We start from the raw sequence: 20662 nt of genomic DNA, 5'->3' as shown, positions 1-20662 counted from the left end.
AATCAAAAAAACATCAACATATTTGTCGATACATGTTGTATAATCTTGCGTGGGAAGCTATCATATAAATGTATAAAACGTTTACTAACATACGCGAAGGGAAGAATAGCATGTCACATTCAATCGAACAACTTTCTATCAACACGATTCGCACATTATCCATTGATGCGATTGAAAAAGCAAACTCTGGTCACCCAGGAATGCCAATGGGTGCAGCACCAATGGCTTATACATTATGGACTCAATTTATGAAACACAATCCAAATAACCCAACGTGGTTTAACCGCGATCGTTTCGTATTATCTGCAGGTCATGGCTCAATGTTACTATACAGTCTACTTCATCTATCTGGTTATGACTTAACAATGGATGATTTAAAGAACTTCCGTCAATGGGGAAGCAAAACTCCAGGACATCCTGAGTATGGTCACACAGCAGGTGTAGACTCAACAACTGGTCCACTTGGACAAGGTATTGCAACTGCTGTAGGTATGGCAATGGCTGAAAGACATTTAGCGGCTAAATACAACCGTGATGCGTATAATGTAGTAGACCATCATACATACGCTATTTGTGGTGATGGAGATTTAATGGAAGGCGTTTCTGCTGAAGCATCTTCATTAGCTGCTCATTTACAATTAGGTCGTCTTGTTGTACTTTACGATTCAAACGATATTTCATTAGATGGCGATTTAAATCGTTCATTCTCTGAAAGTGTAGAAGATCGTTACAAAGCATACGGATGGCAAGTAATCCGTGTTGAGGATGGAAATGATATTGAAGCAATCGCAAAAGCAATTGAAGAAGCGAAAGCTGACGAAAAACGCCCAACGCTAATTGAAGTAAGAACGACAATTGGTTTCGGTTCTCCAAACAAATCAGGAAAATCAGCTTCACATGGTTCTCCACTTGGTGTAGACGAAACAAAATTAACGAAAGAAGCATACGCTTGGACTGCTGAACAAGACTTCCATGTAGCAGAAGAAGTATATGACAACTTCCGTAAAACAGTACAAGATGTTGGTGAAACGACGCAAGCTGCGTGGAACACGATGCTCGGTGAATATGCACAAGCATATCCAGAATTAGCAAACGAACTGCAAGCAGCAATGAACGGTCTTCTTCCAGAAGGTTGGGAACAAAGCTTACCAACTTATGAATTAGGATCAAAAGCAGCAACACGTAATTCTTCAGGTGCTGTAATTAATGCAATTGCAGAGTCTGTACCATCATTCTTCGGTGGATCTGCTGACCTTGCTGGTTCTAACAAAACATACATGAATAACGAAAAAGACTTTACAAGAGCTGATTACAGCGGAAAAAACATTTGGTACGGTGTACGTGAGTTCGCAATGGGTGCAGCAATGAACGGTATCGCACTTCATGGCGGTTTAAAAACTTACGGTGGTACGTTCTTCGTATTCTCTGACTACTTACGTCCAGCAATTCGTCTTGCAGCATTAATGCAATTGCCTGTAACGTATGTATTTACACATGACAGTATTGCTGTTGGTGAAGATGGTCCAACACATGAACCAGTTGAGCAATTAGCAGCGCTTCGTGCAATGCCAAATGTATCTGTTATTCGTCCAGCAGACGGTAACGAATCAGTTGCAGCTTGGAGACTAGCTCTAGAATCTACAAAAACACCAACTGCATTAGTGTTAACTCGTCAAGATCTTCCAACATTAGAAGGTGCAAAAGACGATACTTATGAAAAAGTAGCAAAAGGTGCATATGTAGTTTCTGCAAGCAAGAAAGAAACTTCTGATGTAATCTTAATTGCAACTGGATCTGAAGTAAGCTTAGCAATCGAAGCGCAAAAAGCTCTAGCAGCAGACGGCGTTGATGCAGCTGTTGTTAGCATGCCATCTATGGATCGCTTTGAAGCTCAAACTGCTGAGTACAAAGAATCTGTACTACCAAAAGCAGTAACGAAACGTTTCGCAATTGAAATGGGTGCTACAATGGGATGGCACCGTTATGTAGGTCTTGATGGAGATGTACTAGGTATTGACACATTCGGTGCTTCTGCTCCTGGTGAGAAGATTATGGAAGAGTATGGATTTACTGTAGAGAACGTTGTTCGTAAAGTAAAAGAAATGCTTTAATGATTTTAGAAAAATCTCTCCAGCATGGGGAGATTTTTCTATGTAATTGAGTTTTTTCGACAGGAAAAGTTTTTTCTCTCTCCGTAGTCAGACAATCATTGCAAATCTTCTCTTATATAATGTAGGGAAAAGGTTGTCCAGATCGGGAGGGGAAAAATGAAAACGTATGAATTGTATTTAATTCAAGAGGATATTGCGAAAGCTTACTTTGGTCGTGAATATTTGTTTTTTGATTTATTTGCTCGATTTTCAGAATCTGGGTTCCTTTCGGAGAAGAAAGTATTATATAAACAAATGACGTATATTACGATGCCGTTACAAGTAATGAAAATTCATCATAAATTAGAACAAGCTTTGCGTGTTCTTGGTAAATATGAAAGAACAAATCATACTCATACGCTTTATACAGGAGCCGAATACGGAGAAATAATGGTGAAACCACAATATATTCGAATAAATACTTCTGGAAATGTATCCATGGAAACAACTTTCTTTGAGGTGCTTAGAAAGTGTGAGTTAACATTTTTAGCGATGGATTATGAAAATAAAAAGTACGGTTGGTTAAATCCTCTCAAACAAGTACGAACATATGTGTAAAAAATGTCGAATAGTATCTTGTCTTATTGAAAAGGTTTTAGTACACTGTAAGGTAGACAACATGAAGGAGGAAAAGATATGCCAATGTGGTTAGGTATTCTAGTGGGCGTAGTAGCACTAGTAGCAGGCGTGGCGTTAGGATTTTTCATTGCCCGCAAATACATGATGAATTACTTACAAAAAAATCCACCAATTAACGAACAAATGTTAAAAATGATGATGATGCAAATGGGACAAAAACCTTCCCAAAAGAAAATCAATCAAATGATGAGCGCGATGAACAAGCAACAAACGAAATAAGCGCTAAAGGGCACTCTTACCGAGTGTCCTTTTCTTTTGGATATAATAAGTGTTTAAAACTTTTAAAAATTCTGTGTTTTTGGTAAACTGAAAACATCGCTCATTTTAAGGGAGGAGGATAAATATGAAAGTGTTTTTTAATTTAGCTTGGTTTTTTAAGCAAGAAAAACGAGCGTACATAATCGGAATTATTATGTTATTTGGTGTCGCGCTTCTTGAACTTGTAGCGCCAAGAGTACTAGGGATTGTAGTAGATGAAATTAATAGTGGAACATTAACGTCTGAAAAATTGTTGAACTGGGTTATTCTATTAGTAGTTGTAGGAATTATGATGTATATATTACGTTACTTATGGCGTATTATGATTTTTGGATCTTCTTTAAAACTAGCTCGTCAACTGCGAAAGAATCTATATGAACATTTTACTAAGATGAGCCCATCCTTTTATCAATCACGTCGCACAGGCGATTTGATGGCACATGCGACAAATGATATTCAGGCGATTCAGCAAACTGCGGGGGCAGGTGTTTTAACACTCGTTGATTCATTAGCTGTTGGAGGATGTGTACTCGTAGCGATGGGATTTACAATTAGTTGGAAGTTAACGTTATTAAGTTTAATTCCGATGCCAATTGTAGCTATTTCTACAAATTATTATGGAACTTTATTGCATAGAAGATTTCATAAGGCACAGCAATCGTTTTCTGAAATCAATGATAAAGTACAAGAAAGTATGAGTGGGATGAAGGTAATTCGCTCACTTGGACAAGAGAAAGAGGATTTACAAGCGTTTCGGAAAAAATCTGAAGATGTCGTACATAAAAATATGCTAGTTGCACGTATTGACTCGTTATTCGATCCAACGATTTCCCTAATTGTCGGATTTTCATTTTTGATCGCAATTTGTTACGGATCATTATTAGTCGTACGAGGTGAATTAACTGTAGGGGAATTAGTAACATTTACAACGTACTTAGGGACACTTGTATGGCCAATGTTAGCTTTTGGATGGCTATTTAATATTATGGAGCGTGGACGTGCTTCGTATGATCGTGTGGAGAAAATATTTTCACAAACTTCAGATGTAGTGAATAAGGAAAATGCTATACACGCTATAGCAAGTGGTGATGTTTCGTTTGCTGTTGATTCGTTTTCTTATAAAAAGAATGAACTATTAAACTTAAAAGATATTTACTTTAACTTAAGAAAAGGTGAAACGTTAGGAGTTGTAGGGCGTACCGGTGCAGGGAAGACGACGTTATTAAAATGTTTAATTCGAGAGTATGATCATTTTAATGGTGAATTAAAAGTTGGGGAGCGGGATATTCGAGATTTAACACTTCACGGTGTGCGTTCTGCAATTTCATATGTACCGCAAGATCACTTTTTATTTTCAGCGAGTATTGGGGAGAACATTGCTTTTGGAAAGGCCGATGCTACATATAAAGAAATTAGCCGAGCTGCTGATATTGCTTGTATTCATAATGATATATTTCAATTTCCAGAAGGGTATGACACTGTAGTAGGTGAAAGGGGCGTTTCACTATCAGGAGGTCAAAAACAGAGAATCTCTATTGCGCGTGCATTATTAACAAATGCTGAAATTTTAATATTAGATGATTGTTTATCGGCCGTAGATGCAAAAACAGAAGAAACTATTTTAACTGCATTGAAACGAGAAAGGGCAGAGAAAACGACGATTATTACTGCCCATCGTTTAAGTGCTATTCAGCATGCAAATCTTATTCTTGTTATTGATGAAGGTAGGGTTATGCAGCGAGGGACACATGAGCAATTAATGAAAGAAAATGGTTGGTATAAAGAAATGTACGAAAGCCAGCAGTTAGAGGCGTTAGTAGAGAAAGGAGGCGTATGATGGCTGAGAAAAAGCGGAGTGATTTAAGGCGATTGCTTTCTTATATGAGACCATATAAAAGGTTATTAGCGTTAGCATTTTTATTTCTAGTTGGTGCAACTGTAACTGAAATGATGGGTCCTTTTTTAATTAAACAATTTCTTGATGAACACTTAGTACCACGTAACTTTGAACAATCAGCACTTGTAACCCTATTTGTAGTGTATATTATTGCTCATTTATTAAAAGTATTATTTACTTATTTAGACTTATTGTACTTTCAAAATATCGCTTTTAAGATTGTCCAAGATATGCGAGTTGAAGTGTATGAACATGTTCAAAAATTGTCATTAAGCTTCTTTGATCGTACGCCGATTGGTACGCTCGTATCTCGCATAACGAATGATACAGAAGCGATTAAGGATTTTTATGTTAGTGTACTATCAACATTCGTGAAAAATGTAGTCTTTTTAGTAGGGATTTTAGTAGCGATGTTTTTATTAGATGTAAAATTAGCGCTATTTTCGCTCATATTAATTCCGGTAATGTTTGCAATTATGGTGTTGTATCAACGGAAAAGTGCAGCTTTTTATTTAGAGGTACGTAATCAGCTGAGTATATTAAATGCAAAGTTAAATGAGTCCATTCAAGGTATGAATATTGTTCAGGTGTTCCGGCAAGAAAAGCGGATGAGAAAAGAATTTGAAGAAGTGAACAATAAACATTTTAGTGCTGGACGTCGTACATTGAAATTAGATGCATTACTTTTACGTCCAGCAACAGATCTTGTTCATATTGTAGCAATTGCGTTAGTACTTGGTTTATTCGGAATCGATGCTTTAAAGAGTCCTGTTGAAGTAGGGGTTTTATATGCTTTCGTTAACTATATTCATCGTTTCTTCCAGCCGGTAAATGAGATGATGATGAAACTATCTTTCTTCCAACAAGCGCTTGTTTCATCATCGCGTGTATTTCATTTAATGGATGATAAAGATTTAGCTCCTGTTCAAATGGGGAGTGAACAGCCAGGAATAGCTAATGGGGAACTTCAGTTTAAAGATGTTACTTTTTCATATGATGGAAAGCGTGACGTTTTAAAAAATGTATCTTTTCACGTAAAGCCAGGGCAAACGGTTGCTTTCGTAGGGCATACTGGTAGCGGAAAGAGTACGATTATGAATTTATTAATGAGATTTTACAATATTAAATCAGGAAATATTGTAATAGACGGAGTAGATTTAGAGAAGTTTGAAGAACAAGAAATTCGAAAGAAAATTGGTCTTGTGCTGCAAGATGCATTTTTATTTGCTGGAAATGTAAAGCAAAACATTCGTATGTATAATGAAGAGATTACGGATGAAGAGATAGAGGAAGCAGCGCGATTTGTGCAAGCGAATACGTTTATTGAAAAATTACCAGAGCAGTATGATACAGAAGTAGTCGAAAGAGGAGCTGCATTTTCTAGTGGTCAAAGGCAATTAATTGCTTTTGCTAGAACGATAGCAACTAATCCGAAAGTATTAGTGTTAGATGAAGCGACGGCAAATATTGATACAGAAACAGAGGAGGCTATCCAAACGGCATTGCAGCAAATGCGAAAAGGCAGAACAACGATAGCGATTGCGCACAGATTGTCTACAATCCAAGATGCGGATCAAATATTTGTTATGCATGAAGGGGAAATTGTAGAAAGCGGAACACATCAAGAGTTACTTAGTGAACAAGGACTTTACTACAATATGTACTTACTACAAAATAAAGGGAGTTTGCAAAAGGCTTTGTAATTACAAGGCCTTTTTTGCGGTGTTAAAAGTGTATTAATGGAGTTTTTGGTGAAGGGTGGTTTCAATTTCACTTTTTTCTTAAACAACTCGACAAAATAAATGTATTAGAACTTTATTACTATAGCATAAAAGTCGTGTCCACTAACTGAAGTTGTACATATTGTATACGGAATAAAAAAATTTGATAGGAGCTTTTATATGCAAAATAGATCCAGTTCAAATGTTACGTTTATCGATGTGTCTCATTGGGAAGGAAACATCGATTGGAATGCTGTGAAGTCATCTGGTATTCCAGCGGCGTATGCAAAAGCGACGGAAGGTGTGAACTATATTGACCCTACTTTCGTTCAAAATGTACAAGCTGCGAGAAATGCGAATGTATTAATTGGTGCATATCATTTTGCGCACCCAGAACAAAATGATGCCATTTCAGAAGCGAAATATTTTGTGAATATATTACAGAGTAATCAGACGGACTTAATTCCTGTTTTAGATTTAGAATCGCCAACGGATACTAGCAATAGTAGTTTAACGGGTGCGACTATATCGAATTGGGCAAGAAGTTTCGTAAATTATGTGAAACAAGCTACTGGGAAAAATGTAATGTTATATACAGGAGTTTGGTATATTAATGAATTTGGAATTAGCGGATTAAGTGACATTCCACTATGGATTTCCAGATATTCTAGTATACCGCCTGCTGATGCTGGTGGATGGACAGAGTGGACAGCATGGCAGTACACAGATTCTGGGCAAATTTCAGGTGTAGGAAATTGTGATGTATCAGCAGCTGTTTCATTAGAAGCTTTACAAGGAAATGGAGCAAGTGGTGGAGGTAATGTTCCCACGCCTAATAATGCGACTCCAGTATACGGAGTTGCTGTAATTAATGGAGATAATGTGAATTTACGAAGTGGACCATCTATACAGTCTAGTGTAATTCGCCAATTGAATCGTGGCGAATCATATGAAGTTTGGGGAGAACAAGATGGATGGCTTTGTTTAGGGACAAATCAGTGGGTATATAATGATTCAAGTTATATTCAGTACAAACATTATGTGGCAACTATTACTGGCGATAATGTGAATCTGCGAGACGCTCCATCATTAAACGGGAATGTTATAAGACAGTTACATCATGGTGAATCATATCGAGTATGGAGTAAGCAAAATGGATGGCTTTGCTTAGGGACAAATCAGTGGGTATACTATGATTCAAGTTATATTCAATATGGTGTACAATAAAGTGAACTTAAAAGGTATCTCGACTGAGATGCCTTTTATTAAAAATATATAATTTTTACAAAGTATATATTGATAGCATAGTATAATGTAATTGATATATGTTGAAAAATAATCGGAAATGAAATAAAGGAGTAATAATATGGAGTATGTGCTAATAGGTGGGATTTTAATATTATTAGCTGTAGTGTTTGTACTGTTTTATAAAAATAAACAGTTAGAATCAGAGAGTCAGCAAGTAGAGTTTGAAAAGAAACAAGCGATTGAAACGTATGAAAATGAGATTGCAGCTACGATTACAGGGCATAAAGAACAACAGGATACTTTAAAGAATATGGAACAGAAAAAATATAATGATTTACAAGTGAATACAGCTAGAGAACTTGAAAATATGCGTATGATGAAAAACCAATTGGCTGTTCAACATAGTAAAGAACGTAGTGAAATGCAAGATAAGCATAGTAGTGAAATACATATGTTTCAAAATTTAATAGCGGATTTACGAGAATATGCCAAAAATGGTGCTGAATTGAATGCGCATGAAACATTACATTATATGAAGCGAGGTTTCGTTGAGCAAGGAATAATACTAGAAGAAGAGTTTCATATTATACCGAACGTTTTTATGATACGCAATAAATATAGAGATAAACGTGACATAAATGATAATCGAATTCATCACCTTATCTTATGTAAAACTGGTATTTATCTACTTGAGACGAAAGAATGGACAGGGAAATTAATCCATGGCTTAACGAGAGAAAATGCGGGTATATATTCATTTATGATTGAGGAAATTGGTAAGTATCAACATGAAATTGAAAAAGAAGAGACATTTGAATTTATTACGGATGGAACTTCATTAACTTTGCAAGTAAGAAATGAAGGGAATCCAGCGTATAAAGCGAAAATGCTATCTCAAACTTTATATAATTGTTTGGAAGAAATGCAAGTAGATATTGTAAAGGAAAAAGTAAAACCAATTGTATATTTTGAAAATGAAAGCGGAAAAGAAGTTATTGATCTTTCTAATGAAGAATTGCCGAGATTTAAAGATAGAGAGCAAATTGTAACATTTTTCAGAAATGAAGTTTTGACAAGTAAAGTAATATATACCGCACAAGAACTAGGAAAGATTAGAGATATGATTGGTCAGATGAATTATGTCGCGAAGTAAAACTTTAATCAGTAGGGTTTTATGGGCACCCCGGCTCCTACCCTGTACAGCCGAATTTTGAGGTGGGAGTATAACTGTTTGCAAATAGCGGGATAAAGAAGGTGTTATTTGGATGGAGAAAGGTAAAAGCTCTATATTGTGGGGAATATTGTACATTTATTTTTGTTTGTATATATTAATGTATCTTGTGTTTATCTTTGTTATTGATATGGTTCATGTGTCATTGAGTGTAACGAGTATTTTTGTAGTAGCAATGCCTTTTATTCTACTAGTTATTATTCAAAAGGCTGTCTTACATGTATCAGCAAGACGTGATAAAGATAAGAAACAGCTGTTCACTGTAATGATGGTTGCTCTCATTCCATTGATAGTATGCACTTTACAATTAAGTTTAAATAAATACACTTCAAACTTTAATCAGGATCGGTGGTTAAATGATGAAGAAAAACGGGTATATATGATAGATGACTTATTAAAGCGGCATAAATTGATAGGAAAATCAAACGAGGAAATCATAAAATTGTTAGGGGCCCCTACGAAAACAAGCAGTTTGGAAACGGGAATTACTACACTATACTATCTTGGGAATGAACGTGGTTTCATTCCTATAGATAGTGAATGTCTTGTTTTGCAATTTGATAGAGATGGTAGGGTTATAGAATATAAGGTGCAACGAGATTGAAATAGTGAGGGGAAGAAGCTATGCCTTTTATAGCTTCTTTTCTATATTCCAATATAGAAAAAGTAGGCAAATAGTAGTCATTCCTATCTATACGAATGGGGTAGAGTTTGTTATATTGTAAATGGCTATTTAGTTTAGAAGTTTACTAGATAGTATTAAATTTTTTAGATTAGGGAGGGAAGTTAACACGAATTTCGATATAAGCGTGTTAAATAATTATTATGAAAAAAGGATTTTATAATGTTTTAGCTGCATCAATTGTATTTAGTATGGTAACGATTCCAACTTCTTCCTATGCTGACACAGTAGAAAAGACCGTAACAATTTCAACTGACGAGCAAGCTTTAAAAAGTATTGAAACCCATATGAAAGATGAAGATGGGCGTGGAGAGGACAAAGGAATAACAAATGAAGCGCAAGGAGATTTTCTTGTACATATAATAAGTTCAGCACCTTTATTTGATTCTGCTGATTTACAAAAAGAGACAGGTGCTCAGATTTCAAATCAAGTGGTGAAAGCTGAGAAACGAAAAGGAAACGCTTACTATGTTGAAACATCATCTGGAGCTGGGTGGATACAAAGTAGTGAAGGAAATGTAGAGGTTAAGGAAGTTTATCACTTGGCAAACGAAAAATTAGTAATTAATGAAGAGACAGCTACATATTCAGCACCATTTAATTCATATAAAGACGAGAAAGTGTTACAACCGCAAACAATTATTGCAATTGGACAAGTTGGAGAGTGGTTCCAAGTCCAAATAGATAATGAGGTGAAATGGATTTATGCACCTTCAGCAAAATTTGAAGGGACAAAGGCCTCGCTTATTCAAGACACAACACCAACACGTACAAAACGTACAGCTGTTATGTATGCTGCACCAATAGAAGAGAAAACAACGGATATTTACGGTGTACCATTAAAGGAAATGATTGTACCAACAGGAAATGAAAATATTCGTCCAGGCTATGCGATGAAACCAAAATACATTACAATTCATGAGACGGATAATTATAGTGTTGGAGCAAATGCTAGAAACCACGCACAATATTTATACAGCCAAGCAACAGGAACGACTGATCGTTCAGCATCTTGGCATTTTACAGTAGATGATAAAGAAATCTATCAACATCTACCATTAAATGAAAATGGTTGGCATGCTGGAGATGGAGCAGAAGGAACTGGTAATAGAGAATCAATTGCAATTGAAATTGCTGTCAATCAAGATGGTGATTATAATAAAGCTGTGGAAAATGCTCGTAAACTAGCAGCCTATTTAATGGGGGAATTAAATATTCCTGTAGAAAATGTGAAAAAACATCAATTTTGGAGCGGAAAGAATTGTCCGGCCATTATGATAAAGAATAATGCGTGGGAGCCATTCTTACAGGGAACAAAAGCTTATTATGATGCAAATCATAAAGATGATATTACAGGTGGTTGGTATGAAGCGGATATTCGTGAATTAGATAAAAGAGGTATTATGGTTGGAGATGGAAAAGGTTCTTATTGGCCAGAACGTCTTGTAACACGCGGAGAATTTGCAAATTTAGTTTCAAGATCATTACAATTACCTGAGGGGAAATCGAATTTCAAAGATTTAAGCACAGCCCATCCATCGTTAGTCGATGGTATTAATCGTGCAGCTAGTGCTGGGATTATAAGTGGACGAGGAAATGATATATTTGCTCCGAATGATACGATTAAACGTGATGAAGCTGTCATTATGATTGATCGTGCATTGCAATACAAAAATATAAAAGGTAATTTAGTTTCATTACCATTTACGGATCAAAATTTAGCGTATGATAAACAGGCAGTTCAGCGTGTTTATGGGTTAGGTATTGTAAAAGGGAATGAGAATAATGAGTTTATGCCAAAAGGTTCTGCAACACGTGGGGAATCGGCAGCATTTATTAATAGAATGTTAAAAGTAATAGAGAGTAAATAATGGAAAGGCATTCGCTTTAGCGAGTGCTTTTTTATTTTTCAATATGTTATAGAAAGGGGCTGTGAATTTTGACTGGAATAAGGAATGAAAGCGGAGGTGATGCATATATTTAGATGCATTGGGTAGTTTTTTATAATTTTGTATAAAATGAAAAGGAGGTAAGACGGTGAAAGCGATACCGACTGAAGTCCTGAGTAAGGAATTGATGGAAAGAGAAGGGGTTATATCTATTACAGTGAAGGAATTTGAAAAGATAGAAGTGGCCGGAGTTGTTGTCTCTGGACCAGCTGTAATTTTGATTAATCAAGATTAAGTACATATTATCAATATAGAAAAGTAGTAAAAGCATCCGTTTAGGATGCTTTTTGTTTGTATAGAAGTGTGCATATGATAGATAATTGGGGTATTGGAGGGGGAGTATGTGGCAATTATTATAACAATGTTATTAATGGGAGTTTTATTAGGATTTGTCGGAGCAGGAGGAGCAGGATTTATCATCGCCATACTCACTCTAGTATTCCATATCCCTATTCATGTTGCGCTTGCAACATCTTTAACTGCTATGGCATTTACAACATTATCTGGAGTAGTAAGTCATTACAGGGAAGGGAATGTTGTGTTTGTAATAGGTGGGATTGTTGGGGGATTTGGAGCAATTGGTTCCTTTATTGGTTCAAAGTTTGGTTCGCTAATACCAGCGCATCTTCTGCACTGGTTTACAGCGGGTATGTTATTTTTATCTGCAATTTTTATGTTTATTCGGTTGATTATGTTCCAAAACAGGGAGCGGTCGTCGTTAAAAGAGGAAAAAGAACTTTCGAAAGATAACGTGATTAAATGTATATTCCTCGGATTGGTGACTGGAATTTTAGCAGGTGCATTTGGTATTGGCTCAGCACCTTTTATCCAACTCGGATTAATGGTTCTATTAGGTTTAACAATCCGTCAATCTGTAGGGACGACAATGCTCGTTATATTACCAATCGCAATTGGAGGTGGGTTTGGATATAGTTCGGAAGGGTATTTAGATTATGTATTATTAGTACAAGTTTTAATCGGGACAATGTTAGGAGCATATATAGGAGCTAAGTTTACAAATTATGCACCTCGCATGCTTCTAAGGTTTTCGATGATTATGACACCAATATTAGCTGGATGTATGTTGTTAGTAGATTAAAGAGAATATATAGAAATCTATTAATATATTTTACGAATGAATTATGTAAGTAATTCATATTTCTCATATAAAAGGATTTGCTTTAATATAATGAGTATAAAGTTCGAGTATTCGAAGTATTACTTGAATTATATCCCTATCCCTTTTCTAAAAATGCGAACAAGTTTTGCCCTATTCTATTCAATAGTTTATTGTATAGAAATATATTGTTCGATGACCATTATGGAACGCACATAATGGGTAAATCCCGATCCTTAAAGAGGATGCCCCTAATCTTCATGTGAAAATATGATCGGATAAGAAAGCTGGCCAATTTATGGTCAGCTTTCTTTTTGTTCAATGAGTAAGCCTTCTTTAATTTCTGTTTGCAATAATAAAGTTTTTCCGAAGCGACGTTTACATTCAGCTCGTACTTTTTGAATGGCTAGTAGCTGAGAAGTAGCAGGCACTGTGACAATGGCTTGCCGAGGTTTTCGGTTTTCTTCACAAAAAACACATTCCACAACATATTTAGAAATCATAATTTCATCCTTCCGGTTTGAATTTCTAAGAAGGGACTGCTCATGAAGTTGATGTAAACTTTCGGCATCTTTTTACTTATTTCCTCTTTTTTCAAAGGGGAAATAAAAAAGAAGACGAATTTTAGTAGGGGAGGGATGTATATGGAGAGATGGATAGGTACGGCAGCTATTTGTATGAATGAAAGAAATGAAATTTTAATGGTATTGCAAGGAAAAGAAGGGGAAGAAAAAAGATGGTCTGTCCCAAGTGGAGGACTTGAAAAGGGAGAAACACTAGAAGAATGTTGTATCAGGGAAGTTTGGGAGGAAACAGGTTACAATGTGGAGGTTGTAAATAAAATATACGAAAAAGAAGGTATTACATATGGGATTCCGGTGTATGTTCATTATTACTTTGTTAAAAAAATAGGCGGTAATATGAAAATCCAAGATCCGGATGAGTTAATACATGAGATTGATTGGAAAGGGATACATGAAGTTGGAAAATTATCGTTAGCTTTTCCGGAGGATTACGAGCTAATATACCGATATATAAATAAAAAAGCAAGTGTGTAGATACTTGCTTTTTTAGTGTATCCACGATAAGAAAAGTGGAACGATAACTAAACTAGCTCCAGCTGTTAAAAGCATTGATAAACTTGCAATTGTACCTTCTACAGGGCCGATTTCAAATGCTTTTGATGTTCCGGTTCCATTCGCGCTAGTACCTAGCATTATACCTTTTGCGAGCGCTGTTTTAATACGGCATATGCGTATGAGTGTAGGACCGAGTAATGCTCCAGTTAAGGCAGTTAATACAACGAAAACTGCTGTTAATTGTGACATGCCGCCAATCATTTCTGAAATAGCCATTGCAATAGGTGTTGTTACAATGTGCGGTGCTAAACTTTGTTCTATTGTAGAGTCAATTTGAAAAAAATTAGCTAGTAGTGCGGAAGTGATAACAGATAGAAAAGAACCGACAATGACATTAATTAAAATAGCAGTGCCATGTTTTTTTAATAGATCAAAATATTTATAGATTGGCCATGCGAAAGCAACTGTTGCAGGTTTTAATAATTCTGTTAGCCAATGACTACCAGATTCGTAGGTTTCGTATGGTGTATCTAATCCAAGTAATAAAGCGATTAAAATGATTGGGCATACAAGAAGGGGAGAAAGTAAACTCCAATTCCAGCGTTGATACATTTTTTTAGATACCCAATATGTGAATAGTGTTAATAGTAAACAAAGAAAGCCGATCATTGTGTTGATCCTTTCCGCTTTAATAGCAATTCTGTTAAAAGTCCTGTTACGAGAGTGACACAAAGTGTACTAATCACGATAATTAAAATGAGATCGATTCCATACTGTGATAATGTATCTTTGTAACGAATGACAGCGACTGCAGAAGGGATGAAAAATAAAATAAGTTCTTTTAATAAAAAGTCTGCACCGTCTTGTATCCATTCTTTTTTCACTATATTAAATTTTAATGAGATTAACAATAAAAAAATACCGATTATACTTCCTGGAACTGGGAGGTGTGCCTGTTTTGCAATCCATTCACCTGTCCAAGCGAAACAAAATAATAATAAAATTTGTCCGCTTAACTTCCACCATTTCAAACAGTAACCACCTCTTTGTTTTTTACATAAAAATTGTAAAAAAGAATTCACAATTTCTACTATACGTTCATTCGAAATATTTGTCTAATATATAAATTATATGTTATTAATATATTAGATGTATTAATCGAAAGTGAAAAGGGTGTCCAAAATGGAATTACGGCATTTGCAATATTTTGTTGTAGTGGCAGAGGAATTACACTTTGGACGAGCAGCTGCTCGTTTACAAATGACACAACCACCGCTTAGTCAACAAATTCAGCAATTAGAAAAAGAAATGGGAGTTATGTTATTTTCAAGAACGAAGAGAAAGGTTGAATTAACAGAAGCAGGAGAAATGTTTTTAAAAGAAGTAAAAAAAGCGTTTGAACAAATTGAAAAAGCAGTAGAAGTTGCACAAAGTGCTCAAAGGGGAGAAGTTGGATCACTTTCAATTGGTTTTGTAGGTGCGGCGATATATGATATTTTACCGTCAATCGTCAGAGAGTATAGAAAGAAATTTCCGAGAGTGTCTGTAGCATTACATGAATTGTCCACACCGGATCAGGTGCATGCACTTCATGATAATCGAATTGATATTGGATTTTTACGTCCGCCAATTCCAACGCAATTACTTGAGTTAGAACCAATTCAAAAACTTTCATGTACGTTATGTTTACCGAAGGCACATCCTCTTGCTGAAAAGGACGAAATACATATCGAAGATTTAAGGGATGAACCGTTCGTATTTATTACGAGACCAGTATGGCCAGCGTTATATGATACAATTTTATCGCTTTGCCGTGATGTAGGTTTTAGTCCGCACATTGTACAAGAAGCAACGGAGTATCAAACTGTTATGGGGCTTGTAGCGGCAGGTATTGGAATTACGGTAATACCTGTATCCGCAAATAAATTGTATAAAACAGAAGTTGTATATAAAGAGTTATGTGATTCTAATTTTGTTGCAGAAATGTCAGTGGCTTATAAAAAAATGAATAACAATCCAGAGTTGTTAGAGTTTTTGAAAATTGCAAGAGAGAAAAAGCGAATAGAAATAGGAGATGAGAAGGACGAGTAGTAATCGTGACGAAAAAGCGATTTAATTTATATATATAAGTACACCTTATTAAACAATAAAGCGGAAGTGCATTTGAGTTGCCTTTCCGCTTTATTGTTTTTTTTTAGCTCGATACTAAATAGATAAACGTGTTCGTTTTCTTTTAAGAGTAACGCAATGCTTGGTTCTTCATCAATTGTAGGGACGATTACAGTATCTTTACTTGTTTTTATTACAGCAGCTAAAATTGTTTTTTGATTGTATTTTACGCTTTTAGTAGATTGAATTGTAGTAGTTGCAGAACTATTTACGTTTGGAGGAGCCTCTTCCGGAACAAGTGTTGAACCACCTTCGATATTAATATACCATTGACCTTTTTCTAGTGCATCTTTATCAAATTGAAAATGTGGTGCTATGAAAGAAAGCCTTATTTTCTTTTCTAAAAAATGTGATGAGGATATGTTAGCAATCTCTTTCATTTTTGTACCATTTTGATAATATTCAATCACAGCGTTTAGTTCATCTTTATTATTTTTGATTGTAACATCATAAAACATTCTATTTCCTTCACCTATAGGAGTCATTTGTAAAATATCAGATTGCTCTTTTGTTAATCTATAAGGTTTAACAGTGGCACCTTCATTGTTTTTTAGTGGGCTACAACTAGTGAGAAGTAGTAAGGATAAGGTAAATAGCAATTTTATACGCATATAATGCTCCTTTCTTTTTTTACAATCATATTATAAATATCCTTTAATTACCATTTGTGTTCTAGGACTAAAGGCTTAGTAAAGATTCCGATTGAAGAGCGATGTTTAAAATGTCATATTCTTATACACTAGTAGTATAGAATGCGTATGTTATGAAGTAAGGTAGGGGGAAACTATGTCTTTATTTCGGTTAGCGAGAAAAAATATACAAACATTTGCTACCAAAAGGTTAAAACAATTTATGTGGATTGCTATGAATACAATGATTTGTTTTTTTATGGTATCATTCCGATTCAATGAAGCTGTAATAAGTAAAGCGGGACATACACTTATATTTGTAAATTGGTTTTATGCTATGTTTCTATTTGCAGTTTTTGTATGTATTTTCATTACTTATAAAATGACAGCCTCGCTTCTACAGGTAAGAAGAGAGGAGTTTAAATCGTACGAAGTAGTGAATATGACGAGAAAAGAAATGTTATGTTTATTATGTCAGGAGCAATTATTAATTTACGGGGGAGCTTTCGTCTTCGGATTAATTCATGGTATGTTATTTTTGAAATTATTTATTATTATTTTTATGAAAGCAGTAGGAATCCAAGGATTAACAAATGCACCGATTACGACGTATGCGATAATGATAACAGCAGTTGTTATGATAACCGTCATTATAATATCAATGTGGCAATGTTGTAGGTTTACACAAAGGTTAAAGGGTGAAAAGTCATATGAAACGAGGAGAAAGGCATGAGAAATCATGGCTTTTTCTTCATTTTACACATGTTATTAATCATGATACAGTGGGAAGAACTGAAAAAAAGAGTTAAGAAGAAAGGTTGTATGGAATGATAAATGAGCAAGCGATCGTAAAAGTTGATCGATTAACAAAGCGAATTGGTTCAAAGATGTTAGTAGAAAATATTAGTTTTGAAGTGAAAAAAGGTGAAGTAGTTGGCTTATTAGGACCAAATGGTGCTGGAAAAACGACATTAATGCGAATGATGGTCGGAATGATTCGTATGACAGAAGGAGAAGTATGGATTGATGGTCAATCTGTAAAACAGCAATTTGAAAAAACTGCTGCGAAAATTGGTGCTGTAATTGAGACACCAGAATTTTATCCTTTCTTAAGCGGCTATGAAAATTTAACATATTTCGGAAGAATGAATGGGAATGTGACTGAAGAGCGTATCGATGAAGTAGTGCAATTGCTAGGAATGGGACAAGTAATTGACCGTAAAGTAAAAGCATATTCACTCGGTATGAGACAGCGTTTAGGAATTGCTCAGGCACTTATACATAATCCAGATGTATTAATACTAGACGAACCGACGAACGGATTAGATCCTAGTGGTATACATGAAATGCGGATGTACATAAAGAAAATTGCGCATGAACAAGGAAAAGCTGTTCTTGTTTCTAGTCACTTACTCTCAGAAGTTGAATTAATGTGTGACAGGGTTATTATTATTCAGCATGGAGAATATGTCGCAACACAAAATATTCAAAGTGATAAAAAGGAAGAAACAGAAGAAATACATATACGTGTAGATGATGCGAATAAAGCGGCAGAGGTTTTAGAATACGATGTTTTAGTAAAAGAAAACGAATTAATTATAAACGTGAAAGATGAAGAAGTTCCAAATATTCTTCGTACATTAATGGAGAAAAACATTCAAGTTTATCGTGTATATGAAGAAAGAAAAACGCTAGAAGAGCAGTTTTTAGAATTAACAGGAGGAAAAGATATTGTTTAATTTAGTTTATAACGAGCTGTATAAAATATTTAAGCGAAAGCGAACGATTATTCCTTTTGCAGTTATTGCGGTATTAATTATTGGATTAGGATGGGTTACGGTAAAATATTTAGAGCCAGAAACAAAAGGGTGGAAAGCGGATTATACAGAACGCACTGTAGAAATTGAGAAAAAGCTCGGCATGAAAAAAGAGGATATTTTAACAGAAAAGTCAGGAGACGAGCTTGTAAAGGAATACCAGCTTAAAATGAAACATTTAGATACGAATACAGCGCCAGCAAGTAGTTCTCCGCTTTCATTTATGAGAGATACAGGTTTTATCGTATTTCCAATTTTACTTCCGTTTATTCTCGTATATGCGAGTACGATTTTTGCGAATGAATATAGCTGGGGAACATATAAATTTTTAACAATTCGTCCAGCGAGCCGCTTTAAAATTTTAACATCTAAGTTTTTGGCAATCGTTATATTTGCGGCATTATTATTTATATTTAATATGATTTTTTCCGTATTATGCGGGTTGATTATTTATAAATTCCAACAACCAGCTTGGGCTGAATTTGTCGTTCAAAATGGAAATATAATAAAACAAAATATTTTCGTAGAAGCAAGTAAATATTATATTTTATCTTGGTTACCAACTCTTGTGTATGCTGCATTTGCCTTTATGATTTCCGTTTTAACGAGATCGAGCGGAGGTGCAATCGGGATTTCTTTATTTCTTGCATTATCAGGTGGAATAGCGCTAATTCCGGCAGCAAGATATGAATGGGCGAAATATTTATTACCAGCGAATACAGATTTATATGGGCTTTTAAAGGGTGGAAGCTTTATTGATGGAGTAACATTCCCATTTGCTTCTTGTATGCTTCTTCTATACTTAGCTGTATTTTTAGGGGTTTCCTATACTGTATTTATAAAACGAGATTTAACAGCATAAGCAAAAGCCGTTAAGGGTAACTTAACGGCTTTTTGTTTGTAATAATTGATGAATAGCTTCTTCGGCTAATAGGGCGAAATACTCTGCGCTAATAGGCAATGCTTTTTCATCTACTGTAAAAGCTGGATGATGCCATTCATGTGTACCACTTGTTCCCATAAAGACGAATGAACCTGGTATTTCTTGTTGGTAAAAAGAAAAGTCTTCTCCTGCCATTGATGGTGTAGGAGAGATAACGTTTAGATTCATTTTTTCTGCAACCTGAACAGAAAGATCAGTGAGTACTTTATCGTTTTGAACAGCAGGAGGACCTGGATAAAATCGAAATTCTGTTTTTACACCTAGTGCATCAGAAACGCCTTTAATGATACGTTCCATTAATGTCGGAATCTTTTCACGTGTTTCAGCTTGGAATGTACGGACAGTTCCTTCTAATATTGCTTTTTCGGGAATAACGTTCCACGTATTCCCTGAATGAATGTTTGTTACACTTACGACAGCGTTATGAGAAGAACTAATATTTCGGCTTACAATCGTTTGAAGTGCCATAACGATTTGAGATGATGCAACGATAGGATCGATGCCGGCATCAGGTACAGCTGCATGTGTACCAACACCATGGATTTCAATTTCAAATCGATCAACTCCGGCCATTAGTGGCCCATCTTTAATACCGATTGTACCTACTGGTAAATCAGGTTTATTATGCATACCGAAAATAGCTTGCACGCCACGTAAATGCCCAGCTTCAATAATTTTGCAAGCACCATTACTACTTTCTTCAGCTGGCTGGAATATAAGGCGGACAGTTCCGTTAAGAGAAGATTCTTTTTCCTTTAATAAATAGGCCGCACCAATAATAGCAGCTGTATGAAAATCATGCCCACAAGCATGCATTTTACCTTGTATTTTTGAAGTGTATGGAAGGTCTGTTTCTTCCTGGATAGGAAGGGCATCGATATCAGCACGAAGCGCTACAACCGGTCCGTTTTTATTACCAGAAATTTCAGCGATAACTCCTGTTTCTAAATTGGAATCAATAATAGTGATATTGGCCTCGTCTAACCAATTTTTTATCGCTTTTGTCGTTTCAAATTCTTCGTATGATAGTTCTGGATTTTCATGTAAATGCCGACGAATGGAAATAAGTTTTTCTGTTAATTGATCAGGAATAGATGCCACTTATTATGCCCTCTTTCTTAAGTGAAGTATTT

21 protein-coding genes are annotated in these 20662 nt (G+C 35.4%); 16 read left to right on the top strand and 5 right to left on the bottom strand.

What is annotated here, in order from left to right; translation table 11 throughout:
• The first annotated feature begins 110 nt into the window (after positions 1-110).
• The 11 genes from tkt (at position 111) to JFT89_RS23590 (ending at position 12874) form a co-directional block, all read left to right on the top strand.
• The gene (tkt, locus tag JFT89_RS23640) at positions 111-2111 is read left to right on the top strand and encodes a transketolase (protein WP_016096322.1); all 2001 of its coding nucleotides are present in this window, start codon (positions 111-113) and stop codon (positions 2109-2111) included.
• A gap of 156 nt (positions 2112-2267) precedes the next feature.
• A complete protein-coding gene (gene sirA, locus JFT89_RS23635; protein WP_002014415.1) occupies positions 2268-2708 on the top strand; it encodes a sporulation inhibitor of replication protein SirA in 441 nt (146 codons plus the stop codon).
• A gap of 78 nt (positions 2709-2786) precedes the next feature.
• Positions 2787-3008: a YneF family protein gene (locus JFT89_RS23630; protein WP_001132292.1), complete on the top strand. Its 222-nt coding sequence runs from the start codon at positions 2787-2789 to the stop codon at positions 3006-3008.
• A gap of 124 nt (positions 3009-3132) precedes the next feature.
• On the top strand, positions 3133-4884 hold the full coding sequence (locus JFT89_RS23625) for an ABC transporter transmembrane domain-containing protein (protein WP_002033485.1): 1752 nt from the start codon (positions 3133-3135) through the stop codon (positions 4882-4884).
• Positions 4884-6647: an ABC transporter ATP-binding protein gene (locus tag JFT89_RS23620; RefSeq protein ID WP_201040744.1), complete on the top strand. Its 1764-nt coding sequence runs from the start codon at positions 4884-4886 to the stop codon at positions 6645-6647. Before JFT89_RS23625 ends, JFT89_RS23620 begins: the two co-directional genes overlap by 1 nt.
• A gap of 198 nt (positions 6648-6845) precedes the next feature.
• Entirely contained in the window at positions 6846-7892 is a 1047-nt protein-coding gene (locus JFT89_RS23615) for a GH25 family lysozyme (RefSeq protein WP_016096324.1), read from the top strand.
• A gap of 139 nt (positions 7893-8031) precedes the next feature.
• On the top strand, positions 8032-9066 hold the full coding sequence (locus JFT89_RS23610; RefSeq protein WP_016096325.1) for a nuclease-related domain-containing protein: 1035 nt from the start codon (positions 8032-8034) through the stop codon (positions 9064-9066).
• A gap of 112 nt (positions 9067-9178) precedes the next feature.
• On the top strand, positions 9179-9748 hold the full coding sequence (locus JFT89_RS23605) for a hypothetical protein (RefSeq protein ID WP_002066559.1): 570 nt from the start codon (positions 9179-9181) through the stop codon (positions 9746-9748).
• Between the two features lie 221 nt (positions 9749-9969).
• On the top strand, positions 9970-11697 hold the full coding sequence (locus JFT89_RS23600) for an S-layer homology domain-containing protein (RefSeq protein ID WP_002066560.1): 1728 nt from the start codon (positions 9970-9972) through the stop codon (positions 11695-11697).
• Between the two features lie 166 nt (positions 11698-11863).
• The gene (locus JFT89_RS23595; RefSeq protein WP_002066561.1) at positions 11864-12010 is read left to right on the top strand and encodes a BC1881 family protein; all 147 of its coding nucleotides are present in this window, start codon (positions 11864-11866) and stop codon (positions 12008-12010) included.
• A 108-nt stretch (positions 12011-12118) separates the two neighbouring features.
• Positions 12119-12874 (top strand): sulfite exporter TauE/SafE family protein, encoded by a 756-nt coding sequence (locus tag JFT89_RS23590; protein WP_016096326.1) that lies wholly within the window; start codon positions 12119-12121, stop codon positions 12872-12874.
• 320 nt (positions 12875-13194) lie between these two features.
• Here the strand turns inward: JFT89_RS23590 and JFT89_RS23585 are convergent, their stop codons facing one another.
• Positions 13195-13395, bottom strand: coding sequence for a DUF3903 domain-containing protein (locus JFT89_RS23585; RefSeq protein ID WP_002014403.1), 201 nt, complete (start codon positions 13393-13395; stop codon positions 13195-13197).
• A gap of 141 nt (positions 13396-13536) precedes the next feature.
• Here JFT89_RS23585 and JFT89_RS23580 point away from each other — a divergent pair, with 141 nt between their 5' ends.
• Positions 13537-13950, top strand: a complete 414-nt coding sequence (locus tag JFT89_RS23580) for an NUDIX hydrolase (protein WP_002142750.1) — start codon at positions 13537-13539, stop codon at positions 13948-13950.
• Positions 13951-13962: 12 nt separating this feature from the next.
• On the opposite strand, the gene JFT89_RS23575 is transcribed toward JFT89_RS23580, so the two are convergent.
• Together JFT89_RS23575 and JFT89_RS23570 are read right to left on the bottom strand one after the other, a co-directional pair.
• Complete coding sequence (locus JFT89_RS23575; RefSeq protein ID WP_002128560.1) at positions 13963-14640, bottom strand: LrgB family protein; 678 nt, start codon at positions 14638-14640, stop codon at positions 13963-13965.
• Positions 14637-15002, bottom strand: a complete 366-nt coding sequence (locus JFT89_RS23570; protein ID WP_000872360.1) for a CidA/LrgA family holin-like protein — start codon at positions 15000-15002, stop codon at positions 14637-14639. The genes JFT89_RS23575 and JFT89_RS23570 overlap by 4 nt, the downstream gene beginning before the upstream one ends.
• 151 nt (positions 15003-15153) lie before the next feature.
• Here JFT89_RS23570 and alsR point away from each other — a divergent pair, with 151 nt between their 5' ends.
• Complete coding sequence (gene alsR, locus JFT89_RS23565; RefSeq protein ID WP_002066566.1) at positions 15154-16062, top strand: acetoin biosynthesis transcriptional regulator AlsR; 909 nt, start codon at positions 15154-15156, stop codon at positions 16060-16062.
• Positions 16063-16088: 26 nt separating this feature from the next.
• On the opposite strand, the gene JFT89_RS23560 is transcribed toward alsR, so the two are convergent.
• Positions 16089-16751, bottom strand: a complete 663-nt coding sequence (locus JFT89_RS23560) for a histidine kinase (protein WP_201040742.1) — start codon at positions 16749-16751, stop codon at positions 16089-16091.
• Positions 16752-16926: 175 nt separating this feature from the next.
• On the opposite strand from JFT89_RS23560, the gene JFT89_RS23555 reads away from it, so the two are divergent.
• The 3 genes from JFT89_RS23555 to JFT89_RS23545 all read left to right on the top strand — a co-directional run bounded on the left by JFT89_RS23555 (position 16927) and on the right by JFT89_RS23545 (position 19448).
• Positions 16927-17502: an FtsX-like permease family protein gene (locus tag JFT89_RS23555; protein WP_002066569.1), complete on the top strand. Its 576-nt coding sequence runs from the start codon at positions 16927-16929 to the stop codon at positions 17500-17502.
• A 94-nt stretch (positions 17503-17596) separates the two neighbouring features.
• Positions 17597-18508, top strand: coding sequence for an ABC transporter ATP-binding protein (locus JFT89_RS23550; protein ID WP_016096329.1), 912 nt, complete (start codon positions 17597-17599; stop codon positions 18506-18508).
• Positions 18501-19448, top strand: coding sequence for an ABC transporter permease (locus tag JFT89_RS23545; RefSeq protein WP_002128553.1), 948 nt, complete (start codon positions 18501-18503; stop codon positions 19446-19448). Before JFT89_RS23550 ends, JFT89_RS23545 begins: the two co-directional genes overlap by 8 nt.
• A gap of 21 nt (positions 19449-19469) precedes the next feature.
• Here the strand turns inward: JFT89_RS23545 and JFT89_RS23540 are convergent, their stop codons facing one another.
• The gene (locus tag JFT89_RS23540) at positions 19470-20630 is read right to left on the bottom strand and encodes a M20 peptidase aminoacylase family protein (protein WP_002066571.1); all 1161 of its coding nucleotides are present in this window, start codon (positions 20628-20630) and stop codon (positions 19470-19472) included.
• Between the last annotated feature and the right edge of the window lie 32 nt (positions 20631-20662).

The sequence above is a fragment of the Bacillus sp. TH25 genome, assembly GCF_016650935.1.
Taxonomy (GTDB): domain Bacteria; phylum Bacillota; class Bacilli; order Bacillales; family Bacillaceae_G; genus Bacillus_A; species Bacillus_A mycoides.
The sequence above is the reverse complement of the archived record's forward strand: the minus strand, read 5'-3'. Positions and strand labels throughout refer to the sequence as shown.

Coding starts and splice junctions, on each gene's coding strand:
- tkt (WP_016096322.1), top strand. CDS start 111: ATGTCACATTCAATCGAACAACTTTCTATCAACACGATTCGCACATTA.
- sirA (WP_002014415.1), top strand. CDS start 2,268: ATGAAAACGTATGAATTGTATTTAATTCAAGAGGATATTGCGAAAGCT.
- JFT89_RS23630 (WP_001132292.1), top strand. CDS start 2,787: ATGCCAATGTGGTTAGGTATTCTAGTGGGCGTAGTAGCACTAGTAGCA.
- JFT89_RS23625 (WP_002033485.1), top strand. CDS start 3,133: ATGAAAGTGTTTTTTAATTTAGCTTGGTTTTTTAAGCAAGAAAAACGA.
- JFT89_RS23620 (WP_201040744.1), top strand. CDS start 4,884: ATGGCTGAGAAAAAGCGGAGTGATTTAAGGCGATTGCTTTCTTATATG.
- JFT89_RS23615 (WP_016096324.1), top strand. CDS start 6,846: ATGCAAAATAGATCCAGTTCAAATGTTACGTTTATCGATGTGTCTCAT.
- JFT89_RS23610 (WP_016096325.1), top strand. CDS start 8,032: ATGGAGTATGTGCTAATAGGTGGGATTTTAATATTATTAGCTGTAGTG.
- JFT89_RS23605 (WP_002066559.1), top strand. CDS start 9,179: ATGGAGAAAGGTAAAAGCTCTATATTGTGGGGAATATTGTACATTTAT.
- JFT89_RS23600 (WP_002066560.1), top strand. CDS start 9,970: ATGAAAAAAGGATTTTATAATGTTTTAGCTGCATCAATTGTATTTAGT.
- JFT89_RS23585 (WP_002014403.1), bottom strand. CDS start 13,395: ATGATTTCTAAATATGTTGTGGAATGTGTTTTTTGTGAAGAAAACCGA.
- JFT89_RS23580 (WP_002142750.1), top strand. CDS start 13,537: ATGGAGAGATGGATAGGTACGGCAGCTATTTGTATGAATGAAAGAAAT.
- JFT89_RS23575 (WP_002128560.1), bottom strand. CDS start 14,640: ATGATCGGCTTTCTTTGTTTACTATTAACACTATTCACATATTGGGTA.
- alsR (WP_002066566.1), top strand. CDS start 15,154: ATGGAATTACGGCATTTGCAATATTTTGTTGTAGTGGCAGAGGAATTA.
- JFT89_RS23560 (WP_201040742.1), bottom strand. CDS start 16,751: ATGCGTATAAAATTGCTATTTACCTTATCCTTACTACTTCTCACTAGT.
- JFT89_RS23555 (WP_002066569.1), top strand. CDS start 16,927: ATGTCTTTATTTCGGTTAGCGAGAAAAAATATACAAACATTTGCTACC.
- JFT89_RS23550 (WP_016096329.1), top strand. CDS start 17,597: ATGATAAATGAGCAAGCGATCGTAAAAGTTGATCGATTAACAAAGCGA.